This window comes from Lacibacter sp., assembly GCF_035299325.1.
Classification (GTDB): domain Bacteria; phylum Bacteroidota; class Bacteroidia; order Chitinophagales; family Chitinophagaceae; genus Lacibacter.
On record NZ_DATGWT010000001.1, the window covers coordinates 22,132 to 38,658 of the forward strand.

The window sequence follows — 16,527 nt, forward strand, 5'->3', positions numbered from 1 at the left end:
TTTTAATTATCAATAATCTTTTTATCTTGTCATCAATTAAACCATTACAAAAATGAAAAAACTAGCATTTGCTACATTGTTTATTGTTTTAGTCTCATCATCAGCTATTGCACAGGCTCCGCAACTTTATGCTGAGTTAGGTGGACCCAGCTTAGCAGGTCTTAACTTTGATTCACGCTTTACTAAAAGTGAAAAAGGAATTGGGGGCCGTATTGGTATTGGCGGTTTTTCGATTGATGGAACCGGTCTTTTATTTGTGCCCGCTGGCCTTAACTATCTTATTGGAAAAGATGGCACAAAAAATTATCTGGAATTAGGAGCAGGTGTTACTTACGTAAAGGCTACTGTTGATGGCGAAGCCGCAGACCCTGACAATAACCTATCAAACACTTTTGGTCATCTCACACTTGGATACCGTTATCAACCAATTGGAAGTGGAGTTACTTTCAGAGTTTCAATTAATCCAATCATTGCGTTTAAAGAAGGAGTGTTCTGGCCTTTCTATGGTGGGTTTTCTGTTGGTTATAAATTCAAATAAAATCAATAGAATAACATAAAAAAGCCGAAGTAATTACTTCGGCTTTTTATTAATTAAAATCTTCGCCATCAAAATCTTCCTCCTCATCTCCCCTGTTTGTATTAAGGTTGATAATGCTGCCCATAAGATCACTGAATTCAATTTTTCCTTCCACCACTTTTTTACTGATGACAGAGTAAGCAGACAAACCATGCAATACAAACTCCATCAATAAAGCTGTTTGTTTTTCATTCGCTCCTTTGAAATATTTTTTCACCAATGGATACAAACCATCAACACTGTACAGTTGCTGTATCTTCTCTTCGTCTTTCGTGTTCATCAACAGCGTTAACTGGTTTCCTTTATCAAACCAATTGCTGATGGATTTGTAAGGATTATCTGCCGAAGTTTCCTGTTTGCGTTTTTTCAATTGCTCCGGGTTAGGAAAATATTGAAGGAACTGTGTGCGGATGGCTTTATCTAATAAATGAAATGCTACCTGGTAAGGTCCTTCCTGCTCACCTTCATACACCAATTCAATTTTACCAGTGATAGATGGAATAACACCAATGAGATCACTCATCCACACTTGTGTATTTTTTTCTTTATTTTGAATTGCACGCAACTCTGCGGTGCTAACTGCATTTTCATAGGCAGAAATAGTTAGCCTCGCACTTACGCCACTCTTCTTATCAACATACTCGCTTCCTCGTGCTTCAAACGCTACCTGCTCAATAATGCGTTTCATCAAATCACTTATATCCACTCTCTTCGCCTGATCAGGATGTACGGCTGCTTCCTGTTCAGTAATGGCCAATGCTGTTTCAATTGTTTTGGGATAGTGCGTGAGTATCTGGCTTTCGATACGATCTTTTAAAGGAGTCACTATTGAACCACGGTTAGTATAATCTTCAGGATTTGCTGTGAACACAAAAAGAATATCAAGCGGCAAACGTAATTTGAAACCACGTATCTGCACATCGCCTTCTTCTAAAATGTTGAATAGCGATACCTGGATGCGTGCCTGCAGATCAGGAATTTCATTGATGACAAATACCGAACGGTTGCTGCGTGGAATGATGCCGTAATGAATCACACGTTCATCGGCAAAACTTAATTTCAGGTTGGCAGCTTTAATAGGATCAATATCTCCAATAAGATCGGCAACGCTTACATCGGGAGTTGCCAATTTTTCACCATAACGCTGTGAACGATGGATCCATTCAATTGGTGTTGCATCGCCTTTCTCTGCAATTAATTCTTTTGCATAATGTGAAATAGGATTGAACGGATCATCATTTACTTCACTGCCTGCCACTACCGGAATATGTTCATCGAGCAACTCCGTCATCAATCTTGCCATTCTTGTTTTTGCCTGTCCACGTAAACCCAGAAACAATATATTATGACGTGACAGCAATGCCCGCTCCACATCCGGAATTACAGAGTCTTCATAACCCAATATGCCATGAAATACATTTTCGTTTTGCTGAAGTTTTGCAATTAAGTTTTGACGTACTTCTTCTTTAATACTTTTTGATTGATAGCCACTTTTCTTTAATTCGCCTAATGTCTGAACCATGATTTGTTATAATATTTTAGAATGATTTGCTGATTTTAATATACTGTCTTTCGTTTCCCGCTTTCAAAATCCTTAAATATAAATGCGCCCAATTTATCCAATGATGCAAAGAAAGCCTTGCCATGATTGGTTTCTGTAAACTCCTGCACAAATCGTTGCAGGTAGGGATCAGTAGCAATCATAAAAGTCGTGATGGGTATCTTGAGTTTTTTGCATTGCGCTGCAAGATTGATACAACGGTTCACTACTTTTCGATCTAAACCAAAACTGTTCTTATAATATTTCTTGCCAATCTTCAGGCACGTGGGTTTACCATCAGTGATCATGAAGATTTGTTTGTTGGGATTTTTTCTTCTGCGAAGAATTTCCATCGCCAGTTCCAAACCCGCAACAGTGTTGGTATGATATGGACCAACTTGTAAATACGGAAGATCTTTTACTTCAATCGTCCATGCATCGTTACCAAACACCACAATATCTAACGTATCCTTCGGGTATTTTGTTTGAATGAGTTCACTCAATGCCATCGCCACTTTCTTTGCAGGTGTAATACGGTCTTCACCATACAAGATCATGGAATGTGAAATATCGATCATCAACACAGTTGATGTTTGAGTTTTGAAATCTGTTTCACGAATCTCCAGGTCATCTTCACGCATCATAAAACTATCAATGCCATGATTGATCTGTGCATTGCGGATAGAGTTGGTGAAATCGATCTGCTCCAACGTATCACCAAACTGAAATGGTCTTGTTTCAGGATTGATCTCATCACCCATACCCGGTTTAAATGTTTGATGATTGCCCTGTTTGGTTTTTTTGAGCTTACCGAATATTTCTTCCAGCGATTGTTTGCGAATGGTCTGTTCTGTTTTTGAGGTGATATTAAACTGACCGGTTACAGGATTTTCATTGAGATAGCCTTTTTCTTTCAGTTCCTCAATAAAATCACCCATCCCATACTCATCATTCGTGAGTTGAAATTTACGATCGAGTTGGTTCAGCCAATCCATTGCTTCCGTTACATCGCCACTGGTATAAGTCAACAGTTGCGTAAACAGATCAAGCAACTGTTCAAACTTCGATTTGTCATTTTGCGACGGATCATATTTCGAAAAAAAGTGTCCAATCATAACTATACAATTTACTTCAAAATCCAATACTACTTTTCAAGCGGGGGAACGGAGAATAAAAGATAACAAAAACTGAACCCGAAAAGTTCTTGACAGTTTTTCCGCTGTTTTCTTATTTTACCGTCTGAAAACACACAATAAATGCAAAGGCTTACCAATTTTGTCATCTTTTTCTGCCTCATTTTGTTTCTAACCAGCTCCTGCAGCCAGCCAAAATTGCTGCTGAAACCTGCAGCAACGTTCGACACACTCCATCTTGAACTTGATCTCAGCATTGTTCAGCAATACGAATACAAACAGGCTTTGCTGCAGAAAATGAAAAAGTTCACCGAAGTGTATAACACAGAAGATCATCCGTTTAAACTGGCGCTCAATAGCGGCTCAACAACCAGCAACTGCAACATAAAAGTTGTGCGTGTGAAATTTATTGGACGAAAAGAAAATATCATTGGCACAGCAATAAGTGTAGTGGGTATTGGTACAGCTGCCACCTTAATTGCAACCGGATTTCCTGTACCTGTTGGCTGGATACATATTCCAAGTGCAAAAACAAGTTTGCAACCGGGGTTAAGTAAAGACATCAGCGATCTTGCAACCTTTCAGCGTGTTTCAATTAATTCAACAGGAATGTATCGTTCGTTAGACAAACAGATCGACAGACAAAGCACCAAGGTTGTGAAGTATGTTGTATCGGTTGTGCAAAGTGTGGAGAAAGAATACAGGAAGAATAAAAATTTACCTGAGCCAGCAAAAGCACAATAAAAAAACAAACCCCGGCAATTAGCCGGGGTTTGTTTTTTTTTATTTCTGCGTATCTGTTGCGTTTTTGATTGTCTGCGGAACTTCCTTGCTCTGCAATGTATCAGAGCCGGGTTTTATTCCCTGTACAAATTCTTTCAGTGCGTTATCAATACCCTGTACCAATTGTTTTGCTACCTGGTATTCATATTCTGAAGGCGATGTGCCTTCAGCACCTACATACGATTCGTAAAATGCCATCTGCTGCTGCAAATCTTTCTTCACACTTTCCATAATACGTTTTCCTAATTCAATATCACCCGCCTGAAATGCAGTCATGGCAAAATAGAAACTCTTTTCATTATGATCATTACCATAACGTGATGCAAGTGCATACGGCACGTTCTTGTCTTTGATCATCTGGTCTGCACGTTGCAACACTTTCTTTGCATCATCTTTACGTCCTGCAGCAATCAAATTCATTGCAAGCATGGTATGTGCATTGCGGATGTTCACCATGTGCCTGCGGTTCTCTTCATCAAAATAAACCTCATTCTTATCTGCACCGCCATATTTGAATTTGTTCATGATCTTATCAAACATCCAATCCATATTGGCTGTACCTCTTGCATTCGCAACAGGAACAAGACGATAAGTTAAACCATCCTGGCGGAGGTAATCATCAAACCCTAATTGATATGGCTGCGTAAAATAGATCGGGCGCTTCCAGTTGTTTGCAGCAATGATGTTGAGAATAGCTGCATCGTTTTTAAACAGGTAACTTTTACCTACCTGGAAACGAAGTTCATTCAGCACACTGTCTTTTGCTGTAACAGTTCCGTTCTGGCGAACAACATTTCCATCAACCGGTACTTTAAAACGCTGGCTGTAGAAATAGTTGAGCATTTCACCACCTTGTGAACGATACATTTTATTATCGGCATCACTACCCACCTGGTCTTTCATCATCGTGTAAAGATCATAGTAAGCAGTATCTGTTTGTGAAAGTGGAATATGATAAGCCACATTACGTTTTTCACCGGCTATCTGCTCTTCGCTCCAGATCACATCGATTGGATCACTGCTGTTTACTTTATAACGAAGCTGGTTGATATACCAATCGGTTCCAAGCAAGCTTGTGTTTATAACACGAATATCAGGACGAATACCTTTTACTTCCTGTGCATACCATAATGGATAGGTATCGTTATCACCAACGGTGAACAGGATGGCGTTTGGTGCACAACTTTCGAGATAGTTTGTAGCAAGATCAGGTGCAATTGTTTTTTTGCTGCGATCATGATCATCCCAGTTTTGAGAAGCCATGAGTACAGGAACGGCAACAAAACAAAGTGCAGCTGCAACATAAGAACCAACAGCACCTTTTATTAATTTTTCTAACCACTCCTTCACCTGGAAAAATCCAAGACCTATCCAGATGGCAAATGCATAGAAACTTCCTACATATGCATAATCACGTTCACGTGGTTGAGGACCTGCCTGGTTTAGATACAACACAATTGCTAATCCTGTAAAGAAGAACAACAAGCCAACAATGAGTCCGTCTTTTTTATTATTATTGAATTGAAATATAACACCCAGTATTCCAAGAATGAAAGGAAGCAGGTAATATTTGTTATGTGCCTTGTTATCTTTCAAACTGTCGGGCATTAATTTCTGATTACCCAATCTTACATTATCGAGAGGAGCAATCCCACTCACCCAATTACCGTTTCTGCGCTCACCCAAACCCTGTACATCATTTTGCTTTCCTGCAAAATTCCACATGAAGTAGCGGAAGTACATAATGTTTACCTGGTAACCGAAGAAGAACTTAAAGTTATCGGCCATATCAGGATCACGTTCGTAAGAAATTTTTCCTGTTTGGCGATCCTGGTATTTACCAATGCCAAGGAATTGCGCATAGTAATCAGCATGTCCCTGGTCGTTACTTGCATCCCATACACGGGGAAACATCATTGTTTGATCTGCAGGGTAAACAGGTTTTCTTTTTTGCCCCGTTACTTCATAACGATCGCCCACACGTTGGTAAGAATCGCCTTCATCAGCATACTCTTCTGCTTCTGCTGTAAACTTTTGTCCCTTCAATAATGGCACATCACCATATTGCTCACGGCTCAGGTAACTAACCAAAGCCATCGGGTTGTTTACATCATTCATATCAATGCCGGGATTGGCATTTGCACGGATCATGGTTGTAACATAAGTAGAAAAACCAATGAGCATAAATGCGAAGCTCCACAAACCCAAACGCAAAAAGCGCCATTGATTTTGTTTTGCATAACGCAAACCGAGCCATATGAGCACTGCTACCAATGCAAAGAAGAAAATAAATCCTGTGAAGAAAGGCAAACCAAAACTGTTCACAAACAAACGATCGAACCAGCCCGCACTTGAAATGCTCCACTGGATCACCGCTTTCTGCACAACACCTGTAATAACGCAGCCAATCAGAAAGGCTACTGTACCACCGGTCCATGTTGGTTTATACCTGCGGAAATAATACACCATCACAATGGCAGGAAGTGTAAGGAGGTTCAATAAGTGAACACCAATACTCAAGCCCATGATGAAGAAGATGAGTACGATCCAGCGTTCAGCAAACGTACGCTTACGGTCATCGTCACCTGCTTTTGCATCTTCGTGTTCCCATTTCAGGATCATCCAGAACACAACTGCGGTAAAGAAAGATGACAACGCATATACTTCGCCTTCAACAGCACTATACCAGAATGAATCGCTGAACGTGTAGGCCAATGCACCAATAACACCAGCAGCCATTACTGTAAACAACTGGTTACCCTGTAACTCCTCATTATCTTTTTGTACCAGTCTGCGGCCAAAGTGTGTAATGGTCCAGAACAGGAACATGATTGTGAAACCACTTGATAATGCTGACAGCAGGTTTACACCAATAGCGGCATCGCCGGGTGTAAAGAGTGTAAACAAACGACCCAGCATAATAAACAAAGGTGCGCCCGGAGGGTGAGGGATGCCTAACTTGTAAGCACAGGAAATAAATTCGCCTGTGTCCCACAAACTACCGGTTGGTTCCATCGTTAACACGTAAACAGCGCAGGATACAAGACCAATGATCCAGCCTGTAATGTTGTTGAGCTTTTGAAAATTCATATGAAGCTTTGGTTTAGAAATAGCCTACCCTAATGGGAGGCAGGCAAAAATAAGGAGATGAGGGTATAAACAAGTATTTCAACTTTCTTTTAACAGGATAATTTGACGGGCTGTATTTATTCAAAATAAACCCTCACTGTCTGGTAAAACAAACGGCTTTGCGTGTACTGGCTGGTGCTCTTTTCAGAAAAGCCCTGCAATCCAAACAAACCGGCAGCATTGCCTTTATTGATGGCAATTTCAAGATAACCTGCTGCATTGAACAAAGCCAGCTTTTCCCCTTCGTTCACATCCGCATAGGTTTCACTGATACGATCGATCATTTCATCACGCTTGAATACAATTTTAAAGCGGCGGCCTTTGCGTTGCGCTTCAAACTCTTCATGTGTAATGTTTACGATCACATTTTCAAAATGATCAATGGAAATGATCTGCCCTTCAATATACTGACTGGTTGTAATAGGTCGTAACGGATTGCGTACCTGTATTGAAACAGTGGCATCACCCAGTTCTTCCAATGTTTTACCATTTGCAAGCTCATCAATCGCCTTTGCAAATACATCAGCACAGGCAAGGGTATTACGTGCAATGGATTTATCCATCGGCAACGCCACCAGCTCTTGCGGTGTTTCTTCAAGTATCATGGTGATAAGGCCATTATCGGCCAACAGGTAATACTGTTCATTGTGTTTCACCAGCAATAAATGATCGGGCCTGTATTGAAAGAGATTTACAAGAATGATATGAAAGCTGCCCGCAGGAAATTGTTTGGTGGCATTACGGATGATGTATGCTGCCTGCGGATCATTAAACGGTGACAACTGATGTGTAATATCAACTAATTGAAACGATGGGTTTTGTCGTAACAACACGGCTTTCACGGCTCCGGCCAGGTAATCCTGTTCTCCGATGTCTGATGTGAGGGTTAGTAAAGCCATTGATGCGTAGAAGAATTGGAACGAAAGATAAAGAATAATCAGTGGAAGAAACAAGCCCTGTTAAAGAGCTGATGCATTATTTAATAAGCTTTCCATCTTTAAAGAAAAACTTGTGAATATACTTATCAGCAACACGTGGCAACAGTTTACCCATCCACACCGTTGCTTTACCTGTTGCAGTAAGCACTACTGCACGTTTACGTTTAGCAATGGAATTAAAAATATGCTGTGCGCAATCTTCCGCACTCATCAATTTTGATTCGTCCATTGGCGTTTCACCAATCGGGTTGCCTTCACCATTCAGTGCAACTGAACGGATATTCGTAGCAATAAAGCCCGGCGACACCCACAATACATTTACCCCATGATCAAACATTTCTACACGCAACGCTTCGAGCCAACCCTGCATGGCAAATTTTGAAGCTGAATAAGCACTGCGGCCCGGTATGCCCCTGTTACCAACAATGGATGAAATACCTGCAACAGTTCCTTTGCGTTGGATAATATATGGAAGTGCAGCTTTGGTTGTGTAAACAGTGCCCCAGAAATTTACATCCATTAAACGTTTATAAGCACTTGTTTCTGATTCAATGATCAATGCACGCATGGATAAGCCAGCGTTATTAATGAGCACATCAATACCACCAAATGCTTTTACTGTTGTTTCAATAAACCTGTTGCAATCATCTTCATTACTAACATCAGCTACAAACACATGCAATGCTTGGCCTGCAAACTCCTGTTGCAATGAATACAATCTGTCGGCATTTCTGCCGCAAGTAGCAACTTTTGCGCCTTTGCTTAAAAAAAGCTGAACTAATGCTTTACCAATACCATCGCTTCCACCTGTGATAACCACAACCTTATTCTGAAAATCCATGCCTGTTGATTTATTTGCAAAAGTAATATAAACAGAAAAGCCTCCGTATGGAGGCTTTTGTTTCTGTGATCCCGCTGGGACTCGAACCCAGGACCCCAACATTAAAAGTGTCGTGCTCTACCAACTGAGCTACGGAATCTCAAAACGTTTCCGTTTTTTTGGGAGTGCAAAAATAGGAGAATTAGAATTCGCTCCCAACTTTTCAAACAAAATGTTTTTATTTTCCCTGAAATAAACAATTCTGTTTAAACAGTTTGTTCATCCCATCGCTGTTTTACTCTACTTCTTCTTCACTCACAAACTTGGCTTTCATTTTCTCCAGCAGTTTAGTTTCGATCATCTTGCTGGCAAGATGGATCATATTCAAAAATGCCTTTGATGTTGAAATACCATGACCAACAATTACCGGTTTATCAATACCAAGAATGGGTGTGCCACCGTAGGTTTCAAAATTGAAACGCTTGAAGTAATCGTCCTCATCAAGACTGCGTGATTTCGCAATATCAAAGATCGATTCACCTAATTTCAGAATAACATTACCTGTAAACCCATCACACACCATCACATCAGCCCTGCCAGTCAATACTTCACGGCCTTCAATATTACCAATAAAGTTGATCAGTTTACTTTCTTTCAACAATGGATAAGCAGCTTGTGCCAACAGGTTACCTTTCCCTTCTTCTTCACCAATATTGATCAACGCCACAGCCGGATTCTCGATCTCAAGAATATTTTGCGCATAGATACTGCCAAGGATGGCATTCTGCAACAGATTCTCCGGTTTACAATCGGCCTGCATACCCACATCGAGGATCAGCCCATAACCACCTTCCACTTTTGGGATAACGGTTGAAATGGTTGGTCGCTGCACACCTTCAATGGCTCGGATGGTATAAAACACGCCCACCATCATAGCACCGGTGTTGCCTGCACTAATGAAGGCATCAATTTTTCCTTCGGCCAGCAACTGCAATCCTTTGTTCATGGATGAGTTGGGCTTATCCCTTAAAGCTTTTGTTGGGGGTTCGTGCATATCCACCACTTCAGTAGTGTGCACAAACGAAATAGTTGGAGGTACAGTAACAAAATGCCTGCGCATGATGGTTTCATCACCAAGCAGCAGCAATTCTATTCCGGGGGCAGCATCGGCTAAAAACAAATCTACGCCCAACAGCGGCTGCTGAGGGGCGTAGTCGCCACCCATCATGTCAATACCTATGACCATGCAGGTAAGTTAATTATAAAAAGCTTACGCTTTTAAAGGAGCTTTTTCAGCTACTAATTTTCCTTTGTAGTACAGTTTACCTTCGCTCACATGTGCACGGTGACGTGGATGAATTTCACCCGTTGTGCTATCCTTTGTTAAAGTAACAGTCACTGCTGTGTAGTGTGTACGACGCTTTGCGCTGCGTTGCTGTGAATGTCTGCGCTTTGGATTCGGCATATCTTTAAATTTTAGTCGTTTCTGAATTTATCCAATCCTTTCCAGATTGATTTGTTTTCGTTTGTTTGCAGGTTCAGTTGAGCCAGGCGTGCAAGCACTTCTTTGTTGCAATGCGGTCCGCCCATTTCACTTTCCCTGCACATCTTTTGCATGGGGATGCTAAGTACAATGAACTCGTAGATCCAGCTCTTCACATGTAGATGACTTTCGGTACGGGATATGTAAAACACATCCGGACTTTCTTCTTCATCATTCATCTTTTCCGGTTCATCGGTCATTTTTACCAGCATCTCAAATTCGTCCCACAGTTCTAATGGAAGATCGTTACCACAACGGTCGCAAAGAACGCCAACGGTACCAACCACCTCAAACTTCAGCAACATAAACCCGGTATTCTTTTCGAGTTGCAGCTTTACGTTTGCCTTACAGTTTTTAAAGTCCTGTTTTTCGAATTCCTCAAAGAACCTGTCATCAATTTCATAATCAAACTGATGAATGCCGGGCTTTAAACCCACAAATGCTATTTCGTATTCCCGGCGGCTTGCCATATCACCCCTATTTTAAAGAGTTTGCAAAGGTAACCGAAATACAGTTTCAAGCCAAAAGGAAAAGCAGGTTTATTTTCAGGAGCGGCAGCGTTCCGTTCCTTGTTGGGCTGCGGTTTCCCGCCCTTTGTTCCTGCTCCGCTGCTAAATTACTGTGTCCGGTACTGCAAAGCTAAGCCTTCGTACTATTATTCTGCTGATTTGCAAAGCCTTCGGGGCATCCACGGCGGTCGGGGCTAGGCTGAACAATTTGCAAAAACCCAATAAACAATTTCCAAAATCCAAATTCCAGCCTTACCCTCATTACCAATTGACCATTCACCTTCCTCCCGTAAATTTGAGCCGAATGACTTACGGACGACTTATACGCATAGCACTCATCAGCACACTATCCATCTTTGCCCTATTTATCTTTTTTATTGCAGGCAATCATGAATGGATCGAGAAGAACTATGCCACCACGTTTTACCCAAAGCTGGCTTCCACACTGCGGATCTTATTTGGCTGGTTCCCTTTTAGCCTCGGCGACATTATTTACTCCATTGTTACCGTCAGTGTGCTTTGGCAGATCGGGAAATTTGTAGTGCGGCTATTTCATAAAACCGATAGCTGGAAAAAAAAGCTCACACCGTTGCTTACTGCCGGTATTATTCTACTGGCGGTGTATGTTTATTTCTACCTGTTCTGGGGATTAAACTACTACCGCAAAGGCATTGAACACCAGCTTGGTTTAAAGAACGCCAAGTTTGTAAAAGAGGAATTGATCGAACTGAATAGCTTTCTGCTTACGGAACTCAATAACCGAAAAGAGATATGCCTGCAGAAAAAAGATACCATCATGAGTCGTGAACGTATGTTTCAATCGGCAAGGGATGGTTACAGTCAACTGGAGCAGCAGTTTCCCTACATGCGTTACCGTTATTCTTCCTTAAAACCTTCCATGTTTGGGAGAGTTGGTAACTACATCGGCTTCCAGGGATATTATAATCCTTTCACCGGAGAGGGACAGGTAAACACCGCTATTCCAAATTTTCTGCAACCTTATGTTACCTGTCATGAAATGGCGCACCAGATCGGTTATGCCAGTGAAAGCGAAGCAAACTTTGTAGGTTTTCTGGCAGCTACACATTCAAGCGATACACTCATGCAATACTCCTCTTATCTCGATATGTTCATGTATGCATGGGGAAATTTGAGGGCCGTTGATTCAACAGCAGCAAAAGAGTTTGGTACGAAATTGCATGATGGCGTAAAGAGAGATTTAAAAACATATCGTAAGTATGTGGAGGAGCATCGTACGTTCATCAGCAACTGGACCGATTTTTTATATGATTACTATCTCAAACAAAACCGCCAGCGAAAAGGAATTGAAAGTTATGGTGAGGTAACGGGTTGGTTGATTTCGTACAGGAAGAAGTATCAAAAGTAAAAAAGTTGATAAGTATCCATATCAACTTTTTACTTATTTACTGATAACTTTTATCAAAACTTATTCTTCCACATCATACTTTCCACCGGCTTATTATGCTGACCGCTGTACTTTGCATTTTTCTTTTGATTGTACTTCACTTCAATTTCTCCATCTACAGGAAAATAAATCAGCTGTCCAATGGGCATTCCCTTGTAAATCTTTACCGGCTGCTTTACAGATATTTCCAATGTCCAGTTACCACAAAAACCAACATCACCTTTACCGGCGGTTGCATGAATATCGATACCCAGACGACCGGTTGATGATTTCCCTTCGAGGAAAGGAACGTGTGCATGTGTTTCGGTATATTCAAGTGTAACCCCTAGATAAAAAATATGCGGATACAATACAAATCCCTCATCAGGAATTTCAATGTACTCGATCTCGTTATGTTTTTTTGCATCGATCATATGATCTTTGTAAATAGCGAGTGTACCTCCGAGATGTACATCGTAGCTGTTACTGCCCAAACATTCACGATCATATGGTTCAACTTTAATTGTTCCTTTTTCTATTTCCTCTAAAATACGCTTGTCACTTAAAATCATTTTGTTCTCTTTAGCTTTGTGCGAAAGTATAACTCTGAAACCTGCAATCTAAAATCTTAAATCTTAATTTGCCGCTCGTTTATCAACATACTATCAACAGCAACACAAAAGCGGGGCTTTGGCTCATTGAGGAACCGGAAGATTTTTTCCTGGAGAAGGTTCCATTAAAACGGGATGTATCCCATCCACATAAACGGTTACAACACCTGGCCGGTCGCTATTTGCTGCCGACATTGTTTGAAGATTTTCCGCTGGAAGAAATCTTGATTGCTGATACACGCAAACCATTCTTACCCGGTGAGAAGTACCATTTCTCTATTTCGCATTGTGGTAATTATGCAGCGGCAATTGTGAGCAGTAAACAACGGGTGGGTGTTGATATTGAGCAACCCAGCGATAAGATTTTACGCATCAGTCATAAATTTTTAACGCCGCAGGAAAAAATGTTTTTGGATGAGCAGATGAGCGCTGCCCAACTTTTGCAATTAGCCACTTTGCTTTGGAGCACCAAAGAATCGATGTTTAAATGGTTTGGCGACGGTGGTGTTGATTTTCGTGAGCATATGCACATTCAAAACATAGAAGGCAATGATGAAGAGGGTAAACTCATTTGCAGTTTCCAAAAATTTGATCCGCTGCCGTTAACTGTGCAATACCGTTTTATGAAAGAGTTGGTGATGAGTTGGGTGGTAAGTTGAGAGAAAGCCTGATGAAAGCCGGTAGCCGATAGCTGTTAGTAGTAAGTCATTAGTCTGCTTCATCAAAAACCAGCGGCTAAAAAATATTCACTTCTCTCTCCAAATCAACGCCAAACTTTGCCTTTACACTTTGCAGTATCTCTTCACTCAGATCATAAATCTCTTTGCCGGTAGCTGCACCATAATTCACCAATACCAATGCCTGTTTTGTATGGCAACCTGCATCGCCTTTGCGGTATCCTTTCCAACCACACTGTTCAATTAACCAACCGGCTGCAAGTTTCATTGTTCCATCTGGATTTGTAAACGCTACCAATGACGGGAACTCATTCTTCAACTGATCGTATTGTTCTTTACTTATAGATGGATTCTTGAAAAAACTTCCTGCATTTCCAATCAGTTTTGGGTCGGGCAATTTCGATGAACGGATATTGATCACTGCCTGTGAGATGGCTGCAATGCTCAGTTCCTTCACACCCATCTTTTCCAACTCCTGGTTAATGGCTCCATAACTGGTATTGAACAAGGGGTTCCTCCTGAGTTTATATGTGACCGATAAAATAACAAACTGATCTTTATATTTCCGTTTGAACACACTTTCACGGTAACCAAATGCACAATCAGCAGCAGAAAATTTCACAACAGTTTTATCGTGCAGATGATAGGCTTCCAGTTCTTCAAACACATCTTTAATCTCCACCCCATAAGCACCAATGTTCTGCATCGGGCTTGCGCCTGCATTGCCGGGTATCAAGCTTAAATTTTCAACACCTCCCCAACCCTGCTGCACACAATGCTGTACAAAGCTGTGCCAGTTAACGCCGGCACCCACCTGCACATATACAAACTCATCGTCCTGCTTCACCACATTAATTCCTGAAACTTCATTCTTCAAAACCAATGCATTTACATCGCCTGTAAAAAGGATATTACTACCACCACCAAGTATGAGTTTTTTGATACGGGGAGCAAGCTGATGCATGTACATCAATATTTCCTGTAACTGTGCAGCTGATGAAAAATCGGCAAAGTGTTTTGCTTTTACATCTATCCCAAATGTATTGTATTGCCGGAGTGAAAGATTTTCGTGAATTTGCATTGGGTGCAAAATAAACAAATTATGAACGGACAAACAGCAGTTGTATTAGGCGCAACGGGGTTAATTGGATCATCATTGGTAGAACAGCTACTTGCTGACGATAAATTTTCAACAGTGCGGGTGTTGGTACGACGGCCAATTGCAATACAGCATCCCAAACTTGAAGTATTGATCACCGACTTTACGGATTACGATACCTACAAGAAAAATCTTGGCACAGGCGATTGTATTTTTTCCTGCGTGGGCACTACAAATGCAAATGTAAAGGGCGATAAATTGTTATACCGCTCCATTGACTTTGATATACCTATTAATGCAGCCCGTTTTGGTAAAGAAGCTGGGTTTAAACAATTTTTACTTGTATCAGCTATTGGTGCCGATGCCCGTTCACGCTTTTTTTACACCAGGTTAAAAGGTGAAGTGGAAGAGATGATCGCCGGATACAAATTCAAAAGCTTTCATGTGTTTCGTCCTTCATTTTTAGTAGGAAGGAAACAAAGCGAACGCACAGGTGAAACATTGCTCACTTCATTGTTCAGGGTCTTTTCATTTTTAATTCCGTCAAACTATAAAGCAATTAGCGGAGCCACTGTTGCGAAGGCCATGTTAACAGCTGCAAAACAAGAAAAAGAAGGACTAAGTGTTTACTATTACAATGAAATGATTGCTTAGCCTGCAGATAGAAAAATAAGAGTTAAATTTTATAAAACTTTCTAAATACAAGTGTGGAAATAATCATTAAAAGCCAGTTTATACTTACATTTGCACATTGAAAATAGTTAGCGATTGATGAAGTATTTTCTTTCTATATTTTTTATCCTTCTTTTTGCTTTAAACAGTGTTTCGGTTGTACTTCCGTATACTGATTTGTATTCTGATATTGAATTTTCCATCAATCCGGAAAACAAGACAGAACAGGAACAAAAAGAAGAAAAGACTGATTCTGAATCAAAGGAAAATTTTCAGTCTTACTCTATTTTAATGAACAATATCGTCTTAGATACAAACGGACGAAAGAATAAAACTGCATTCTCCAAATCTGCTTTTATTGAAGAGGTGAATATTAAGAATCCTACTCCTCCTCCCGAACAGGCATAATTATTACGTTCTACAGTTTACTGATCTGTGGTACTATCCTCACGGATATTGCACGCTGATCTTATTACAAAACTTTTAAATAATATTCTCATGTTCACTTCTATTAAACATATCGGTCTTATTACATTAGGTTTATTTATTTCTACTGCAACAATTGCACAAACCATTAACGATGAGCAAACAAAACTGAACGTTGCCAGCATCAGCAACCCGGTTGAGAGACTTTCTCAACTGAAACCCATCAGTTTTGAATACAATACCAAGCAATACAAATTCCTGAACCTGCAAAGTGGTAAGCAGTATGGTTTCTTATCAGAAAATATTCAAGCAGTTTTTCCTGAACTGGTGAAAGAAAAACGAGTATCATACATGCAGGGTAAGAATAATTATAAAAGTGCAAGCATTGCAAACATTAATGAAACCAGTTTGATTCCTGTGTTGGTTGCTTCAATTGTTGAACAACAAAAACAGATCGATCAACTGAAATCAGAAATTGAAGCATTGAAAAAGAAGAAAGAAGTAACAGCTATGCACTAATCATCAGGCGTCACGAAAAAAAGCGCAGCGTTATAACCTGCGCTTTTTTTATGTATTTATCTGCCTGCCAAGTGAACGCTTCGAAAAAATCAAAACAGTCGATCGTAAATTCCGAATTGTATTTTTCTGTTGATATGAATTGTTCG

17 protein-coding genes and 1 tRNA gene are annotated in these 16,527 nt (G+C 40.5%); 7 read left to right on the plus strand and 11 right to left on the minus strand.

Annotated features, from left to right (window positions below):
* Nucleotides 1-52 precede the first annotated feature (52 nt).
* Nucleotides 53-538, plus strand: a complete 486-nt coding sequence (locus VK159_RS00125; protein WP_324228124.1) for a hypothetical protein — start codon at nucleotides 53-55, stop codon at nucleotides 536-538.
* Nucleotides 539-587: 49 nt separating this feature from the next.
* On the opposite strand, the gene VK159_RS00130 is transcribed toward VK159_RS00125, so the two are convergent.
* Both VK159_RS00130 and VK159_RS00135 read right to left on the minus strand, forming a co-directional pair.
* Entirely contained in the window at nucleotides 588-2,099 is a 1,512-nt protein-coding gene (locus VK159_RS00130) for a magnesium chelatase (protein WP_324228125.1), read from the minus strand.
* Nucleotides 2,100-2,134: 35 nt separating this feature from the next.
* Nucleotides 2,135-3,232, minus strand: coding sequence for a vWA domain-containing protein (locus VK159_RS00135; RefSeq protein ID WP_324228126.1), 1,098 nt, complete (start codon nucleotides 3,230-3,232; stop codon nucleotides 2,135-2,137).
* A 141-nt stretch (nucleotides 3,233-3,373) separates the two neighbouring features.
* Between VK159_RS00135 and VK159_RS00140 the strand changes: the two genes are divergently transcribed.
* Nucleotides 3,374-3,994, plus strand: coding sequence for a hypothetical protein (locus VK159_RS00140; protein WP_324228127.1), 621 nt, complete (start codon nucleotides 3,374-3,376; stop codon nucleotides 3,992-3,994).
* A gap of 39 nt (nucleotides 3,995-4,033) precedes the next feature.
* Here VK159_RS00140 and VK159_RS00145 read toward each other — a convergent pair whose 3' ends face one another.
* The 7 genes from VK159_RS00145 to VK159_RS00175 form a co-directional block, all read right to left on the minus strand.
* Nucleotides 4,034-7,123 carry a DUF2723 domain-containing protein gene (locus VK159_RS00145; protein WP_324228128.1) on the minus strand — a complete coding sequence of 1,030 codons (3,090 nt, stop codon included), beginning with the start codon at nucleotides 7,121-7,123 and terminating at the stop codon, nucleotides 4,034-4,036.
* Between the two features lie 116 nt (nucleotides 7,124-7,239).
* A complete protein-coding gene (locus VK159_RS00150; protein ID WP_324228129.1) occupies nucleotides 7,240-8,061 on the minus strand; it encodes an SAM-dependent chlorinase/fluorinase in 822 nt (273 codons plus the stop codon).
* Between the two features lie 76 nt (nucleotides 8,062-8,137).
* On the minus strand, nucleotides 8,138-8,941 hold the full coding sequence (locus VK159_RS00155) for an SDR family oxidoreductase (protein WP_324228130.1): 804 nt from the start codon (nucleotides 8,939-8,941) through the stop codon (nucleotides 8,138-8,140).
* A gap of 66 nt (nucleotides 8,942-9,007) precedes the next feature.
* Nucleotides 9,008-9,080, minus strand: a tRNA-Lys gene (locus VK159_RS00160).
* 135 nt (nucleotides 9,081-9,215) lie between these two features.
* Complete coding sequence (gene plsX, locus VK159_RS00165; protein ID WP_182804677.1) at nucleotides 9,216-10,166, minus strand: phosphate acyltransferase PlsX; 951 nt, start codon at nucleotides 10,164-10,166, stop codon at nucleotides 9,216-9,218.
* 24 nt (nucleotides 10,167-10,190) lie between these two features.
* Complete coding sequence (gene rpmF, locus VK159_RS00170; protein ID WP_182804675.1) at nucleotides 10,191-10,385, minus strand: 50S ribosomal protein L32; 195 nt, start codon at nucleotides 10,383-10,385, stop codon at nucleotides 10,191-10,193.
* A gap of 11 nt (nucleotides 10,386-10,396) precedes the next feature.
* Nucleotides 10,397-10,933, minus strand: coding sequence for a DUF177 domain-containing protein (locus VK159_RS00175; protein WP_324228131.1), 537 nt, complete (start codon nucleotides 10,931-10,933; stop codon nucleotides 10,397-10,399).
* 343 nt (nucleotides 10,934-11,276) lie between these two features.
* Between VK159_RS00175 and VK159_RS00180 the strand changes: the two genes are divergently transcribed.
* Nucleotides 11,277-12,359, plus strand: a complete 1,083-nt coding sequence (locus VK159_RS00180) for a DUF3810 domain-containing protein (protein WP_324228132.1) — start codon at nucleotides 11,277-11,279, stop codon at nucleotides 12,357-12,359.
* Between the two features lie 53 nt (nucleotides 12,360-12,412).
* Here the strand turns inward: VK159_RS00180 and dcd are convergent, their stop codons facing one another.
* Nucleotides 12,413-12,949 (minus strand): dCTP deaminase, encoded by a 537-nt coding sequence (gene dcd / locus VK159_RS00185; RefSeq protein ID WP_324228133.1) that lies wholly within the window; start codon nucleotides 12,947-12,949, stop codon nucleotides 12,413-12,415.
* Between the two features lie 68 nt (nucleotides 12,950-13,017).
* On the opposite strand from dcd, the gene VK159_RS00190 reads away from it, so the two are divergent.
* Nucleotides 13,018-13,647: a 4'-phosphopantetheinyl transferase family protein gene (locus VK159_RS00190; protein WP_324228134.1), complete on the plus strand. Its 630-nt coding sequence runs from the start codon at nucleotides 13,018-13,020 to the stop codon at nucleotides 13,645-13,647.
* Between the two features lie 76 nt (nucleotides 13,648-13,723).
* On the opposite strand, the gene murB is transcribed toward VK159_RS00190, so the two are convergent.
* Entirely contained in the window at nucleotides 13,724-14,746 is a 1,023-nt protein-coding gene (gene murB / locus VK159_RS00195) for a UDP-N-acetylmuramate dehydrogenase (RefSeq protein WP_324228135.1), read from the minus strand.
* Nucleotides 14,747-14,767: 21 nt separating this feature from the next.
* Between murB and VK159_RS00200 the strand changes: the two genes are divergently transcribed.
* From VK159_RS00200 to VK159_RS00210, 3 genes are all read left to right on the plus strand, one after another.
* On the plus strand, nucleotides 14,768-15,418 hold the full coding sequence (locus VK159_RS00200) for an NAD(P)H-binding protein (RefSeq protein ID WP_324228136.1): 651 nt from the start codon (nucleotides 14,768-14,770) through the stop codon (nucleotides 15,416-15,418).
* Between the two features lie 117 nt (nucleotides 15,419-15,535).
* Nucleotides 15,536-15,844 (plus strand): hypothetical protein, encoded by a 309-nt coding sequence (locus VK159_RS00205; protein ID WP_324228137.1) that lies wholly within the window; start codon nucleotides 15,536-15,538, stop codon nucleotides 15,842-15,844.
* 90 nt (nucleotides 15,845-15,934) lie between these two features.
* Entirely contained in the window at nucleotides 15,935-16,381 is a 447-nt protein-coding gene (locus VK159_RS00210; RefSeq protein WP_324228138.1) for a tail fiber domain-containing protein, read from the plus strand.
* Nucleotides 16,382-16,527 lie beyond the last annotated feature (146 nt).

Excerpts from the sequence above, each read along its gene's own strand:
- VK159_RS00125 (WP_324228124.1), top strand. The coding sequence starts at position 53 with ATGAAAAAACTAGCATTTGCTACATTGTTTATTGTTTTAGTCTCATCA.
- VK159_RS00130 (WP_324228125.1), bottom strand. The coding sequence starts at position 2,099 with ATGGTTCAGACATTAGGCGAATTAAAGAAAAGTGGCTATCAATCAAAA.
- VK159_RS00135 (WP_324228126.1), bottom strand. The coding sequence starts at position 3,232 with ATGATTGGACACTTTTTTTCGAAATATGATCCGTCGCAAAATGACAAA.
- VK159_RS00140 (WP_324228127.1), top strand. The coding sequence starts at position 3,374 with ATGCAAAGGCTTACCAATTTTGTCATCTTTTTCTGCCTCATTTTGTTT.
- VK159_RS00145 (WP_324228128.1), bottom strand. The coding sequence starts at position 7,123 with ATGAATTTTCAAAAGCTCAACAACATTACAGGCTGGATCATTGGTCTT.
- VK159_RS00150 (WP_324228129.1), bottom strand. The coding sequence starts at position 8,061 with ATGGCTTTACTAACCCTCACATCAGACATCGGAGAACAGGATTACCTG.
- VK159_RS00155 (WP_324228130.1), bottom strand. The coding sequence starts at position 8,941 with ATGGATTTTCAGAATAAGGTTGTGGTTATCACAGGTGGAAGCGATGGT.
- plsX (WP_182804677.1), bottom strand. The coding sequence starts at position 10,166 with ATGGTCATAGGTATTGACATGATGGGTGGCGACTACGCCCCTCAGCAG.
- rpmF (WP_182804675.1), bottom strand. The coding sequence starts at position 10,385 with ATGCCGAATCCAAAGCGCAGACATTCACAGCAACGCAGCGCAAAGCGT.
- VK159_RS00175 (WP_324228131.1), bottom strand. The coding sequence starts at position 10,933 with ATGGCAAGCCGCCGGGAATACGAAATAGCATTTGTGGGTTTAAAGCCC.
- VK159_RS00180 (WP_324228132.1), top strand. The coding sequence starts at position 11,277 with ATGACTTACGGACGACTTATACGCATAGCACTCATCAGCACACTATCC.
- dcd (WP_324228133.1), bottom strand. The coding sequence starts at position 12,949 with ATGATTTTAAGTGACAAGCGTATTTTAGAGGAAATAGAAAAAGGAACA.
- murB (WP_324228135.1), bottom strand. The coding sequence starts at position 14,746 with ATGCAAATTCACGAAAATCTTTCACTCCGGCAATACAATACATTTGGG.
- VK159_RS00200 (WP_324228136.1), top strand. The coding sequence starts at position 14,768 with ATGAACGGACAAACAGCAGTTGTATTAGGCGCAACGGGGTTAATTGGA.
- VK159_RS00205 (WP_324228137.1), top strand. The coding sequence starts at position 15,536 with ATGAAGTATTTTCTTTCTATATTTTTTATCCTTCTTTTTGCTTTAAAC.
- VK159_RS00210 (WP_324228138.1), top strand. The coding sequence starts at position 15,935 with ATGTTCACTTCTATTAAACATATCGGTCTTATTACATTAGGTTTATTT.